This window comes from Flavisolibacter ginsengisoli DSM 18119 (assembly GCF_900129295.1).
GTDB lineage: Bacteria > Bacteroidota > Bacteroidia > Chitinophagales > Chitinophagaceae > Flavisolibacter > Flavisolibacter ginsengisoli.
The window spans coordinates 106,824-119,587 of record NZ_FQUU01000007.1 but is presented as its reverse complement, the minus strand read 5'-3'; the positions used below and the strand labels follow the sequence as shown (position 1 = coordinate 119,587).

General features: G+C 41.0%; 13 protein-coding genes. 9 read left to right on the top strand and 4 right to left on the bottom strand.

Going from position 1 to position 12,764, the window contains the following annotated elements; genetic code table 11:
• The first annotated feature begins 119 nt into the window (after positions 1-119).
• Together BUA53_RS09945 and BUA53_RS09940 are read left to right on the top strand one after the other, a co-directional pair.
• Positions 120-845: a hypothetical protein gene (locus BUA53_RS09945; protein ID WP_072835227.1), complete on the top strand. Its 726-nt coding sequence runs from the start codon at positions 120-122 to the stop codon at positions 843-845.
• 53 nt (positions 846-898) lie between these two features.
• Positions 899-1,852 (top strand): alpha/beta fold hydrolase, encoded by a 954-nt coding sequence (locus BUA53_RS09940; RefSeq protein WP_072835226.1) that lies wholly within the window; start codon positions 899-901, stop codon positions 1,850-1,852.
• 70 nt (positions 1,853-1,922) lie between these two features.
• Here BUA53_RS09940 and BUA53_RS09935 read toward each other — a convergent pair whose 3' ends face one another.
• Complete coding sequence (locus tag BUA53_RS09935; protein ID WP_072835225.1) at positions 1,923-2,264, bottom strand: RNA recognition motif domain-containing protein; 342 nt, start codon at positions 2,262-2,264, stop codon at positions 1,923-1,925.
• 87 nt (positions 2,265-2,351) lie between these two features.
• On the bottom strand, positions 2,352-3,224 hold the full coding sequence (locus BUA53_RS09930; RefSeq protein WP_072835224.1) for a YitT family protein: 873 nt from the start codon (positions 3,222-3,224) through the stop codon (positions 2,352-2,354).
• Positions 3,225-3,659: 435 nt separating this feature from the next.
• Between BUA53_RS09930 and BUA53_RS09925 the strand changes: the two genes are divergently transcribed.
• From BUA53_RS09925 to BUA53_RS09910, 4 genes are read left to right on the top strand one after another with little or no spacing between them, the layout of a single operon-like run.
• Positions 3,660-4,391, top strand: a complete 732-nt coding sequence (locus tag BUA53_RS09925) for a hypothetical protein (RefSeq protein WP_084079968.1) — start codon at positions 3,660-3,662, stop codon at positions 4,389-4,391.
• Positions 4,388-5,653: a glycerophosphodiester phosphodiesterase gene (locus BUA53_RS09920; protein WP_072835223.1), complete on the top strand. Its 1,266-nt coding sequence runs from the start codon at positions 4,388-4,390 to the stop codon at positions 5,651-5,653. Before BUA53_RS09925 ends, BUA53_RS09920 begins: the two co-directional genes overlap by 4 nt.
• Positions 5,640-6,251, top strand: coding sequence for a hypothetical protein (locus tag BUA53_RS09915; RefSeq protein WP_072835222.1), 612 nt, complete (start codon positions 5,640-5,642; stop codon positions 6,249-6,251). The genes BUA53_RS09920 and BUA53_RS09915 overlap by 14 nt, the downstream gene beginning before the upstream one ends.
• A 58-nt stretch (positions 6,252-6,309) precedes the next feature.
• The gene (locus BUA53_RS09910; protein ID WP_072835221.1) at positions 6,310-6,795 is read left to right on the top strand and encodes a hypothetical protein; all 486 of its coding nucleotides are present in this window, start codon (positions 6,310-6,312) and stop codon (positions 6,793-6,795) included.
• Between the two features lie 90 nt (positions 6,796-6,885).
• On the opposite strand, the gene BUA53_RS09905 is transcribed toward BUA53_RS09910, so the two are convergent.
• Positions 6,886-7,662, bottom strand: a complete 777-nt coding sequence (locus BUA53_RS09905) for a tetratricopeptide repeat protein (protein ID WP_072835220.1) — start codon at positions 7,660-7,662, stop codon at positions 6,886-6,888.
• Positions 7,663-8,048: 386 nt separating this feature from the next.
• Between BUA53_RS09905 and BUA53_RS09900 the strand changes: the two genes are divergently transcribed.
• From BUA53_RS09900 to BUA53_RS09890, 3 genes are all read left to right on the top strand, one after another.
• A complete protein-coding gene (locus BUA53_RS09900; protein WP_217652973.1) occupies positions 8,049-9,062 on the top strand; it encodes a metallophosphoesterase family protein in 1,014 nt (337 codons plus the stop codon).
• Between the two features lie 230 nt (positions 9,063-9,292).
• Positions 9,293-11,731, top strand: a complete 2,439-nt coding sequence (locus BUA53_RS09895; protein ID WP_072835218.1) for an outer membrane beta-barrel family protein — start codon at positions 9,293-9,295, stop codon at positions 11,729-11,731.
• A gap of 116 nt (positions 11,732-11,847) precedes the next feature.
• The gene (locus tag BUA53_RS09890) at positions 11,848-12,246 is read left to right on the top strand and encodes a response regulator (protein ID WP_072835217.1); all 399 of its coding nucleotides are present in this window, start codon (positions 11,848-11,850) and stop codon (positions 12,244-12,246) included.
• Positions 12,247-12,291: 45 nt separating this feature from the next.
• Here BUA53_RS09890 and BUA53_RS09885 read toward each other — a convergent pair whose 3' ends face one another.
• Positions 12,292-12,492, bottom strand: a complete 201-nt coding sequence (locus tag BUA53_RS09885; protein WP_072835216.1) for a hypothetical protein — start codon at positions 12,490-12,492, stop codon at positions 12,292-12,294.
• Positions 12,493-12,764: the final 272 nt, after the last annotated feature.

Here is a 12,764-nt window from a genome sequence, read left to right as displayed (position 1 = left end):
TTGCTCATCCGCAAGATATTTGAAAATGCTTATAATGTAGAGGTGGCATTTGATTCTATTAACCTGCCCTTAACCATTTTGAGGTAGTTGTTAGTTTAATTTCATAGCCAACCTGCATTATGTATAAAGCCATTTGTTTTTTTGTTTTGTTGTTTACCATGGGTAACTATTGCCAGGCGCAAATAGTAACGGTAAGTGGATTGTTGAAGGATAGCATCACTCATTTTCCTATCAGCAACGGTAGCATATTGAATGAAAAGACAAGGGTAGTTTTTCACACCGATGGCAATGGCTTATTTACGCTCAGGCTGTCACCCGGCGACCTGGTCCTGGCGGCTGCTCCCGGGTACCAGAGCGACACGCTTCGATATTCCTTTTTATCAACAGATACGCTTACACTATATCTCTCTCCCACAGGCGATATTCTTCCCAATGTGACAGTAAGTGCTCGCTATAACAAGTACCAGTCGGACAGTATAGACCGCCGTTCCACATTTGACCTGATGCGGGGGAAAGATCTCTCAACAATTTCCAACAGGCGTCATGAAGGTTTTGGTATCGTGTTAAACCTGGATAGGTTTACCAAACGTAAATACCAGGATCAACGCAAAAAGGAAAAGTTGTTTGAAGAGACTGAAAGACTAGCCTATGTCAATTACCGTTTTCCCGCAGCTATGGTGGCTTTTTATACGAGCTTAAAAGGAGACACCTTGCGACAGTTCCTGTATGAGAATACACCTTCCTATCAATGGTTGCGTCAGCACTCTACCAACGAAGAAGTGATCTATTATATCAGTGACCGGTTGAAAATGTACCACCAGCAGGAGGCCGCCAAACTGCACTAAGCCACAGTTTTGTTTCTTTGCAATTTGCTTTTCTAACCAACACCCTTACAACCATGAAGCATATCCTCTTAGCTATCTTATTCCTACAATGTATTCTTATTTCAGAGGCCCAAAAAACTGAGTATCCTTATCCAGTTCACTATCTCAGTATCACCATAGAGCAACAACCAGTAAGGATGGCCTATATGGATGTAAATCCCAGGAAAGCAAATGGCAGAACTGTATTGTTGTTACATGGGAAAAATTTTAATGGCTTTTACTGGAAAGACGTGATCTCATTTTTATCATCGGCAGGCTACAGGGTCATTGTGCCCGATCAGGTAGGCTGGGGTTATTCAGACAAGCCTGATATACATTACAGTTTTCATTTGCTTGCTGCCAATACCAAACAATTGCTCGATACCCTTGGTGTAATGAAAGTGTCACTGCTGGTTCATTCCATGGGCGGCATGTTGGGTACCCGTTTTGTGTTGATGTATCCCGACAGGGTTGAAAAGCTGATCTACGAGAATCCAATTGGCCTTGAAGATTACAAGACCTTTGTGCCTTATTATTCAGTAGATGAACAATATGCCAATGAATTGAAGGCTACAAGGGAATCGCTGAAGAAATACCAGCAATCGTACTACCCGGCGTGGAAAGAAGCTTATGAACCTTATGTGGATGCGCAGTATGCCGCGCTGCAATTTCCGGATTTTAAAAAAGCTACCTGGGCCAGTGCTCTGACTTACCAGATGATCTATGAACAACCGGTGGTTTATGAATTAAAAAACATCAGGGTGCCTACGCTGGCCATTATTGGCCAGGCCGACAGAACCATAGTTGGAAAGAACCTGCTGAATAAGGCCATCATTCAACATCATGGCCAGTATCACTTATTGGGTAAGCAACTGCAACACCAGATCAGGGGATCAAAGCTGGTGGAGCTGAAAGGAGTTGGGCATATTCCCCATATCCAGGTGCCAGAAATCTTTAAAGAGCAGGTGCTTAATTTTCTAAAAGATTGATGACCTATTTAGGCAAGAAGAGCAGCATTGAAAATGCTGCTCTTTATTATTTACAGATGCAAGGCTGATATTAATACCGCCTGCCGCCCCTGTCGTCTCTTTTATTAAAACCGCCGCCACCCTGGCCACCACGGAAACCACCACCACCGCCTTGGCCGCCACCAGATCCACCACGATCGTCAGCCTGTTTTACCACTAATGGCTTTTTGCCAAGAGAGATGTCATTCAGGTGTTCGATAGCTTCTTTAGCCTCTTCATCATTGGGCATGTCTACAAAACCAAAACCCCTGCTTTTACCTGTTTCTTTATCCATGGTAACTTTGGCGGAAGCAATAGTGCCAAATTTTTCGAAGATCTCCATTAGTTCATCATCATAAAGATCGTAAGGGAGGCCTGCTACAAAAAGTTTCATGTAGGATATTTTAGGCGGTAAATGTACATAACTTATTTTGGTATTACTACCCTGCGGCGGCGCTATAGAAGAAAAAAATAATTGCTGTCAATGAAGGCCTCTTTGCTTTACCATCCCGCCCTGTATATCATTGATACTGTGCTGGATGATAAAGGCATTTTGGTCAATGGCATCTACAATAGTTTTCAATCTTCCCACTTCGAGGCGTGTAACAACAGTAAAAAGAATATCATTTTCCGCATCACTTTCACCACGCTTCCCATAACCTTTTTTTCCACTATATACGGTCACACCTCTTCCCATTTCTTCCGTAATGCGATCCCTGATACTATCGCTGTAAGGTGAAACAATAGTAACACCTGTGTATTCTTCCAGTCCGTATAAAAGGAAATCTATGGTTTTGGAAGCCGCGAAATAGGTAAGGATGGAGTAGGAGGCAGGTTCCACGCCCAGGAAGAACAGCGCTGTGGCAAATATAACCACGTTAAGCAGCAGGATCACATCAGCAACTTTCAATACGCTGGTGTTTTTACTTACAAGTAGGGCGGCTATCTCGGTGCCGTCCAGTACCGACTCTGCCCTGATGGCCAGACCTATACCGAGTCCAATAAAAAAGCCTCCGAATACCGCTGTCAATAATTTATCAGGTGTCACATCAGGATATGGAACAAAGGCCAGGCAGATCGCCAGCCCGGCAATGGCCAGTGAACTTTTCAAGGCAAACTTAAGCCCCATCTGGTAGTAGGCCAGTATAATAAAAGGAAGATTGATCAGGGGAATGAGTATATATAATGGCCAGCCAAAAATATTATTCAATAGCATCGAAATACCAGTTACCCCTCCATCAATAAAATGACTGGAAAGCAGGTAACCTTTTATGCCCATGCCAGCGGAAAGAATGGCAATGATGATCAGGAAATAACTTTTGATCTCCCGTAATACAAATCTTTTCGTTGGCATCCCGCTAAAAATAATAAAGAAAACTCAAAGGCTTTGTTATGCGGCTTTTCCATTTTTATTTGGCTCAAGCATTTTTGTATTATGATCCGGTATCATATCTTACTCAAATAGTTGATCCTCATCAATATTATAATGAAATTTTAATCCACTACTAACATTGCAATAACAAGATTTTACCATTAACAACAGTAATTTTGTATTCAACAAAAGCAGAAAAATTTTCTCATAAGCAGTTAGTTTTGGTTGCGACCCCTGTTTCCACAGGGGTCTATTTTTTGCCGGCAAGTAAGCTTACTACTACAACATTTCAATTAAATAATCTGCGGCCCGTAAATTGTATAACTACTGCAGGGTTGGCTGGAATGCTGCCAATGCGTTTATAAATCCTCTATTTTATCCTGAACCACCTAATTACTTTACTGGTTATTACTTTATATGAATCATAGTTACAGGAAAGGTATCCAACTGGTCCTATTCTTTTTTTTACTGGCGGGACAAACTGCCATAAAAGCACAGGATGTACCGATCGATCACCAGAAACGTATTTTTTTCCCATACCCAATGGACCGTAAGTGGAGCACTTCTGTAGGATTCACTGGAACCACCATGCCATACGAGATTACTGAAGAACTGCATTTCAGAATGCCTGCCGGGGATGTACATATATTGCGCAGGTTACATAATAAATGGTACCTGGATGGTCACTTATCCCTGCAGGGCCTTCAAAACCTCATTACGCTGGGCCCCAGGATAGCCATTCCTGTTAGTGACAGGTTATCGATGGCTGCTGGCAATGACATTGGATTCTGGTTTGGGATCATCAATGTGCAAGGTGTAAAAACAAAGGGAACAGGCTGGCAAAATTATCCGAATCTTTCATTGGGTTACCGGTTCAACAAACGAATCCTGGTAACACTGAAAGCTGAAAGCATTATGAATATCGGTATCAATACACACGCTGGTGATATCAAAGTGACAACCGATTACAGGTTGTTCAGTGGATCGGCCTATACCCTGGCACTTGAGCAACCCTTTTATGGAAAGAAAAGTCTGACATTGGCATTCCGTGCCATCTATACCAATTTCTATTGGCAAACATGGACGCTATTTGAACCTTATGATCGTAACTTATTTTTTCCACAGATTATTGTTGGTATCATTTTATGAAAATTAGTATCACTATACTCTTTGTATGTCTTATTATTTTTTCCTGTAAAAGGAATTTTGAAGCGCCCGTACCGGATACGCACTGGAATCTTTTTGAATCCGCGGAAAAATTGCCTTCAATGGCCAGGCCTGGTGTAGAAGGGATTTATAATTTCAAGGTAGGAAGTGATGTATTTGGAGCAGCTGCTGCAGCCAAATGGAGTTATAGTGCCAATGGTAATGATACTATTTATCATCTATCCCTGTTTTGTGAAAAAGAGGTATCCTACTTTATACTTGAAGGGAAGAAAAGCGGTGACAGTATTCTGTTGAATGGGTATTGGAGAAAGATGGTAAATACCGAAACAGGTATAGCACGATTTACCATTGCCGCTGTAAATGGAGCACGTAATCTATTAAATGGAATCCCCATGGGGGCTGCTGATAGCCTTGTGCTTGATGGAAAGTATGGTAATGGACCAGCAATGCCAGATCAGCCTCTTCGCCTGAAGTATAACAGGCCTTTATACAAAGCAAAGCCATTACAGATAGTAGCTCACCGCGGTGGGGGCAGTACAGCGGATCTGCTTCCGGCATCAGAAAATTCCGTGGCTATGATCAACCTGGCTACCAGGTTTGGTGCTACTGGAATTGAAATAGATGTGCGCTCTACCAGTGATAAAGTGTTTGTATTATTTCATGATGCGACACTGAATGAACGGCTAATTCGAAAGAATGGCTTACTGGGACCAATAGAAAATTATAGTTATGACCAGTTGTATACACTGGTAAGGTTAAAACAAGGTGAGCGGATACCTACGCTGAAAGAGGCACTGCATACAGTAGTTTATAATACGGCGCTTGAATATGTATGGCTGGATACAAAATTCACAGGACCCATAGATGAATTGGTTAAGATCCAGCGGCAATACATGCAGGAAGCAGCAGCTATTGGAAGGAAACTGGAAATAACCATTGGTATCCCTGATCAGCAGGTATTAAAAAATTTCCTGGCTTTGCCAGATCATAACAATATTCCTTCCGTTTGTGAATTGACGCCTGATGATGTGGTTGCAGCCAATTCAAGGATCTGGGCACCCCGCTGGACCCTGGGACTGCAGAATGAACAGGTACAACAAGTGCATGCACAGGGCAGAAGGGCTTTTGTATGGACACTTGATGTGCCGGAAAACGTATTTGAATATATGAACCAGGGAGATTTCGATGGCATATTGTCAAACTATCCTTCCATTGTTGCTTATTACTATTATGCAAAACAGTAAAAAAATATTATTGCTGGCCGCTTGTATATGGAGCTATTGCGCATATGCGCAGCAGGGAGGTTTTACCTCCCAACCGGTGAAAAGAGGTGATTATTCTTTCGTGGTATATGTGAGTGGGGGCCTTGGACATTACCCTGCTTATTCAAAAGATCTTGCCTACCTGGATCCTAAAATACAAAATGTCAACCCGGTTTCAACCATCAGGATCATGTGGCATCCCGACCACCTGGTAAAGGTGGGCCTGGAAACGGGTTATTTGACCTTTCTCAATTATACACTTACAGATTCTGCAGGACAAAGAGGAAAAGTGCTGTTGAACGCCACCCCTTTACTGGTAGAATGGACAATGGCATTGACAAAGCGATTCAATGTGTTTGCAGGGTCGGGTGTGTATTTTTTAACCACTAACCTGGATTATAAAGGCAAAACAAGGTCTAAAAAGATAAGTGTAGGCTGGATGGCGGCAGCCTCCTATATTCAGCCGGTAACCAAAAACATGGGCATTGGCGCAGAACTCAAATGGCTGGATGCCGCCGAGTCAAGGGATGGGACTATTTGCCTGCAGCTGCAATGGGTATGGCGGTTTTTAAAATGGTAGCCCAATAAAAGTTTGCGGCACGTGCAACATTGTCTTAGAATGATTTGTCCTATTGAGCATGAAATATTGCATAATCCTCCTCGTGCTATTTTCGGCTTCTTGTAGCAGAAATCCTTTTTCCGATTGTAATCTTGAAAAGGTTTATAAAACTAATGCTGATAAAGTAACTATTACTGAAGGTGTGTGGGGTACCGTTTCATTTATGAAAGGAAATTGCATGCCGGGTTCTTCAGGATGCAGCAACTGTCCCGCCAGGAGAACAGTTCGTTTTTATGAGTATACACTAATGAGCCAGGCAGTTAAAGCAGGTGTGTATAATGATTTTTTCACCAGCTTCTCAACAAGCCTGGTAAAAGAAATTGAAACTGATGATAAGGGATTTTTCCAGGTAGCACTGACTCCGGGAAAATATACAATGGTAGTTTTGGAAGATGGAAAGTTATATACTAATATTTCAGACGGACAAGGGGGAATCAACCCGGTTATTTATAATGGTGGCCACCAAAATGTAAATTTCAGTATTACTTACCAGGCCAGTTTCTAAAACTTGCAGCATTCAATTCAAGGCTCAATGATGTTGGGAAATAAAAAACAGGATCTGCAGATCCTGTTTTTTTATGAAAACTGCAAGCCCTTAATTTTTAACCTGTGTTTTTCCCTCTTCATTTAATTTTTGAAGTGCGGTGATAGAACTATTTGTAAATGGATATTTTTCGAGGGACATAGAATAATATTTTTTTGCATTTTCTTTATCTCCAACAGTCAAATAATATTCACCCATAGAATCATATGGGTTAGATCCTTCGGGATACAACTCAATATATTTCTCAAAGTTCTTTTTAGCCATTGCCATGTCTTTCTTATCCAACATATACATATAGGCGATGGTATTATACATAAACCCATTGTCGGGGAATTGCTGTATGTATTCTTCTGCGGCGGCAAAGCGTTCATCGGGTGTTTCCCTGGTATTGACATAAAAGGCACCTATCATGCCGCCATCAGGAAACATTTTATGGAGTTTAGCCCAGGTTTCCCTGTTTTCGGCAGGAGTATTCCCTTCTGCCACCACAGAAGCAAATAATTTTTCTCCTTCGGTTTTATTCGCTGCACTTTTTATGGCTTTCTGGATATACATTTTTTTAACATCACCTGTGCTAAGATTCGCCATAAAGACTAAGGGAATGGTAAATTCAGGGTCCAGTTTTAAAGCAGCGGTAAATTCCTGGTAGGCTTGTGGAAATTCAATATTTAAAAAATGATCTACTCCCTGGGAGGCTAGTTTTTTAGCCTCTTCTGATTTGGTTGTCCAGGTCATGGTTTTTTTTCCACCGTCTTTTTTCTGAGCAATACCCTGCAAACTGCCAATAAGGAATAACAAGCTGAATAAACCAGCAGTGATCTTTTTCATAAAATTTTAAGTTAAGTGTGAATAATAAAGAATCCAGGGTGCGGAAGGTGTAGAATCCGAGGATACAAGTTCAAGGAATAACTATCTAAAAGTTACATCAATTTAATGAGATCGCTTATTGATTTGGTGTTTTATCCTATCTGATTAAATCAATACATAAGACCGGTGCAGTTCTTTGATATTATGAAATTTATAGCAATCCATTGGGATTGATTTGGCTCAAACAATCCGATATTTACTTAAGAATTACAGACGACGTTAGTTAACAGGCCGGGGTTATATTTTACTGTTTTTTTTTCTCTTATTTGAATTATTCCGACTTTAAGAAAACCTCCAACCATTAATATATATTTCCCAATTTATCGGCAAACAGCTCCTTAAAAAGTATGTATTTAAAACTCATTATTTTCTGTATGTTAAACCTCCAGGGCGGATTTTTAAACAGTCAACCAACTGAGAAACCAATTTTATTTGAGCAACCAGTACAACCTAATGACAGTACTTTAATTGCCTTTGCAAGTGATACACAGGCTCCCATGTGGGTGGAAACGTTATGGTTAAAAGCAAATAACAACAGGCAAGCTACCAGGGATATCTTTTCTGATATTGGTTCGCGCCGGCCAGGCTCGCTTTTCCTTCTCGGTGATGTAGTGAACCTGGGTTACAGCAACCGTCAATGGAAGCCCATCGATAACTACCTTAACGAGCTCCGCAGCCGTAAAATAGATGTATATGCTATTTTAGGTAATCACGAAGTAATGGGTTTTTCAAAAAAAGGACAGGCAAAGTTCCAGGCGCGGTTCCCGGAGCATAAGAGAACAGGTTACCTCCAGGTACGTGATTCAGTAGCAATAGTATTATTGAATTCAAATTTTAATTCCCTCACTCCTTCAGAAGATTCAGAACAGGTAAACTGGTACAAAAGCACCCTGCAACAACTTGATGCTGACAGTTCAATTCAATATATCATTACTACCTGTCATCATTCACCCTATACAAACAGTAAGATAGTTGGCCCTTCAACCGCTGTTCAAAACAGGTTTGTGAATCCATTCCTTGTATCCAAAAAGAGCAAACTGTTCCTGTCGGGGCATTGCCACGGATTCGAGCATTACAATATTAAAGGCAAGGACTTTATGGTTATTGGTGGAGGTGGAGGATTGCACCAGCCTTTAAGGCAAGATGGGAATTGCCTGCCCGACCTATGTAAAAATTATAAGCCTCTGTTCCATTACCTCACAGTGCGTCGCTCTTCAGAAGGACTACAGGTCACTTCCTATGAACTAAAAAAGGACTTTAGCAATTTTGATGTAGGCCTTCAGTTTGATATTCAAAATCCAAATAAACCTTCGGTGCAATACGCGAAAACAGTGGTTAGAGAGCCCCAACTCGTTGATTAAGTAATCTTATATTTTAATAGATGCTCCTTTCATATGAAAGGAGCTTTTTGTTTGTGGTACATTCCAAATTATTCTATTTCATGTAAGAATGCGACAAGCCCTTGTTAGCTAGATTAAACTAATTATTACTGGGTCGTTTGCATTAAGCTTTATTCTTTATCTCATTATTTTGCCATTCTCATAAAATTGAAACCTGGCCTTAATGTGCTTTCTTATATTGAGAACCTAAAATGAGAAAGAATAAAAGAAAATTGATCGTAGGGTTTGCCTTTGTCTTAGGTAGTATGTCGCAGGCATTAGCACAATCAACAACCGGTTTTAAACAAAGAGTAATTAATGAAGAAGGCCAGCCTATAAGTGATGTGACTGTCGAATTGTTAATGTCCCGGGATTCCTCCTTTGTAATGGCCAGACTAACAGATTCTGCAGGAGTGGTCTTATTCGACAACATCAAGGCAGGAACTTACTTTTCCAGGATGAGCAGAGTTGGTTTTATTAAGCATTCAGGTAAGGCATTTATTTTGACAGAGCATGAGAAGGTGGAGTTACCAGAGGTTCAACTTCATCAAGCGAATAAGGCGTTGACTGCAGTTACCGTTATTGCAAGTAAGCCATTTATAGAAATAAAGCCTGGTAAAACAGTTGTTAACATGGAGGCTGGTTTTTCATCTGCTGGAACAACAGCAATGGAAGCTTTGGAAAAGCTTCCGGGTATTACCATTGATAAGGAGGGAAATGTGCTTTTAAAGGGAAGAAGTGGCGTGACCATACTGGTAGATGGAAAGCAAACCTACCTTGATGGAGCCCAACTTTCCACGCTGCTTGGCGGAATGAGCGCCTCCCAGATCAGCCAGGTGGAGATCATGGACGCACCCCCGGCCTCATTTGATGCAGCTGGTAATGCAGGAGTGATCAATATTAAAACCAAAAAGTCCAATCAAAAAGGGTTCAATAGTTCGCTGACCACTTCTTTTTCCCAGGGCCGTTATGCCAAGTACAACAACAATGTGCAGTTGAACTATAGGTCAGGATCCTTAAATACCTTCTTTAATTACAGTTTAAACAATAACCGGAATTTTACAAGAATAGAAGCGACACGCAGGTATTACAAGGAAGATGATATAACCCTTATTTCAAGCCTGGAACAACCAAGTTACCTTGATGGGCGGGGGGCGGTTCATAACCTGAGGACAGGGCTTGATTACAACCTTAATACCCGATCAACCATTGGGTTGGTATTTACGGGATTGGTTTTAAATAGAAAAAGTGGCGGCAATAATGAAGCCCGGTGGCTGGCTCCCGGTGGACGTATGGACTCGATCATACAAACCAATAGTAATAACAACAACCACTGGGAAAGTGCGGGAGCCAGTTTAAGTTTTAACCATAATGCTTCCGCATCCCGAACTTTCAGCAGTGCTATTGACCTGGCAGGATATAAGATCAGGGCCTTTCAACATTTTAATAATAGTGGTGTTTACCCTGCTGTTTACCGGGAAACCACCAGGGCTTCCCTGCCTTCCACTATTAAAATAATTTCAGGCAGGGCTGATTATGCTGATGCCTGGAAGGGATTGAAATGGGAGACAGGTATTAAAACAGCACATATCACAACAGATAATCTGGCAGCTTATGAATGGCTTGATGGTAATAACTGGTACCCTGATGAAGGGAAAAGCAATCATTTTTTGTATACGGAAGATATACATGCCCTGTATCTTTCGGGGAAAAGGGACCTGGCAGCTTTACATATTATGGCTGGTTTGCGTTTTGAAAGAACTGCTTATGTAGCCAACCAATTAGGGAATGCAATGGTAAAAGATTCCTCTTTCTCAAGAAGCTATAACAGCCTGTTCCCTAATTTCTCATTATCGATTGATGCGGATTCTGCGAATAGCTTTTCATTAAGTGCTGGCAGAAGGATTGACAGGCCAGCCTTTCAAAAACTTAACCCATTTGTTTTTATCATTAATAAGTACACCTACCAGCAGGGTAATCCTTATTTCAGACCACAATACACCTGGAACGTCAACTTATCGCATAGCTATAAAAATTTGTTGATCACCTCTCTCAGTTATAGCACCACTACGGATTATTTCTCTCAGGTATTTCCTGTTGATAGCAATGGGCTCGTGATCTATACCGAAGGCAACCTTACCCGTTTGCAAAACCTCGGACTTTCAGTTTCATTGCAATTACCTGTTAGTTCATGGTGGAGCATAAATGTACAGGGTGTAGTGAACAGGCGAAATATGCAAGGTGTCATCGGTAAAAATTATGATACCCGGTTCACACAATGGAGCTTGAATATGAACCAGCAATTCCGTTTTAAAAATGGATGGGGTGGTGAACTGTCAGGATTTTATACTTCCAAAAGCAAGAACGATATACAGGAAGTGGTAGATCCGGCAGGGCAGCTTTCCATAGGTGTTTCCAGATCTGTATTGAAAAACAAGGGCAACCTGAAACTGGCTGCACGGGACCTGTTCTATACCCAATGGATGAAAGGATTTACTTCATTTTACAGGGCCACAGAAACATTTAAACTCACCAGGGATACAAGAGTGATGACGCTGTCATTTTCTTACCGATTTGGAAAATCTTTTAAATCTGCAAAACCTGCCGAAAGAGCAGCTGTTGAAGAAATTCAAAGAGTAGGCAACGGATAATCCGGATATACTATTTCTTTTTGTTTCAGTTGTTAATTAAGGTCAACTATAATATTCTTATATTACTTTTGACGCCGTTCCCGGCATTAGAATTCGCTTGTGGAATAGAATAAAATATGCCTGATAAACGTACTATCCTTTTGGCTGATGATGACATTGAAGATGTAGAATTACTGCAGGAAGTGATCCTGAGTAAGGAGCCAGAAGTAAATGTGCATTCCGTATCAAATGGAAAACAGGTAATGGAATACCTGGCCTCCTGTACGGATGAGTCTTTGCCTGGCCTGATCATACTTGATTATAATATGCCGGAACTTACAGGTTCTGAAGTGCTTTCCCAGATGTCAGAACAACCCCGATACAAGTTTATACCTAAACTTATCCTCAGCACTTCCAATGCTTACATACATATGCAGGAGTGTATTAAAAATGGGGCAACAGAATACTTTGTTAAGCCAAATAGTATGCGTGAACTTGAAGAACTGACAGATAAAATGCTCGGTCTGTATGCGTGAACCCTTACTATAGCCTATAAAGCGTAAGTTAAAAGCTTCTTTTCATCATAAAGGAATTTCCCTGTTGTCATCAGTATTCAATTCCTGGTCTTCGTCCTGCGCATCAAAATAGTGTTGGGCATCTTTATCTATAGTGACATTTTCCTGTTCTTCCCTGGTTTCCTTTCTATTAACTTTTGATATTTCTCCTTCTTCTTCAGTAGCCTTGTTTGTGCCTTTGTTCTTTGGACCGTTTTTAGGTGCCATAATTTTAAATTGAAGGTTTGTAAGAGTAATGCTGAAATTTTTATGCCATTAAAAGGGAGAAAAAGAAAAAACCGGTATATAGATACCGGTTTCACATAGATAGGGTGTGGTGTTTTCCTTAGGGAGTTTTCATATGGGTTAACAACGTTCCAGGGTACTAGTCAACGGGCCGAACAATTAAAAACGGATCTTTTGTTCGTTAACCTGAGACCATAAAACAATCCCAAGGTTTAATGGCATAAAGAATTTTTTTAAAACTTAAGGTTAGAGCA

Coding starts and splice junctions, on each gene's coding strand:
- BUA53_RS09905 (WP_072835220.1), bottom strand. CDS start 7,662: ATGAAAAAGATCACTGCTGGTTTATTCAGCTTGTTATTCCTTATTGGC.
- BUA53_RS09925 (WP_084079968.1), top strand. CDS start 3,660: ATGAATCATAGTTACAGGAAAGGTATCCAACTGGTCCTATTCTTTTTT.
- BUA53_RS09930 (WP_072835224.1), bottom strand. CDS start 3,224: ATGCCAACGAAAAGATTTGTATTACGGGAGATCAAAAGTTATTTCCTG.
- BUA53_RS09885 (WP_072835216.1), bottom strand. CDS start 12,492: ATGGCACCTAAAAACGGTCCAAAGAACAAAGGCACAAACAAGGCTACT.
- BUA53_RS09935 (WP_072835225.1), bottom strand. CDS start 2,264: ATGAAACTTTTTGTAGCAGGCCTCCCTTACGATCTTTATGATGATGAA.
- BUA53_RS09915 (WP_072835222.1), top strand. CDS start 5,640: ATGCAAAACAGTAAAAAAATATTATTGCTGGCCGCTTGTATATGGAGC.
- BUA53_RS09945 (WP_072835227.1), top strand. CDS start 120: ATGTATAAAGCCATTTGTTTTTTTGTTTTGTTGTTTACCATGGGTAAC.
- BUA53_RS09940 (WP_072835226.1), top strand. CDS start 899: ATGAAGCATATCCTCTTAGCTATCTTATTCCTACAATGTATTCTTATT.
- BUA53_RS09910 (WP_072835221.1), top strand. CDS start 6,310: ATGAAATATTGCATAATCCTCCTCGTGCTATTTTCGGCTTCTTGTAGC.
- BUA53_RS09890 (WP_072835217.1), top strand. CDS start 11,848: ATGCCTGATAAACGTACTATCCTTTTGGCTGATGATGACATTGAAGAT.
- BUA53_RS09900 (WP_217652973.1), top strand. CDS start 8,049: ATGTATTTAAAACTCATTATTTTCTGTATGTTAAACCTCCAGGGCGGA.
- BUA53_RS09895 (WP_072835218.1), top strand. CDS start 9,293: ATGAGAAAGAATAAAAGAAAATTGATCGTAGGGTTTGCCTTTGTCTTA.
- BUA53_RS09920 (WP_072835223.1), top strand. CDS start 4,388: ATGAAAATTAGTATCACTATACTCTTTGTATGTCTTATTATTTTTTCC.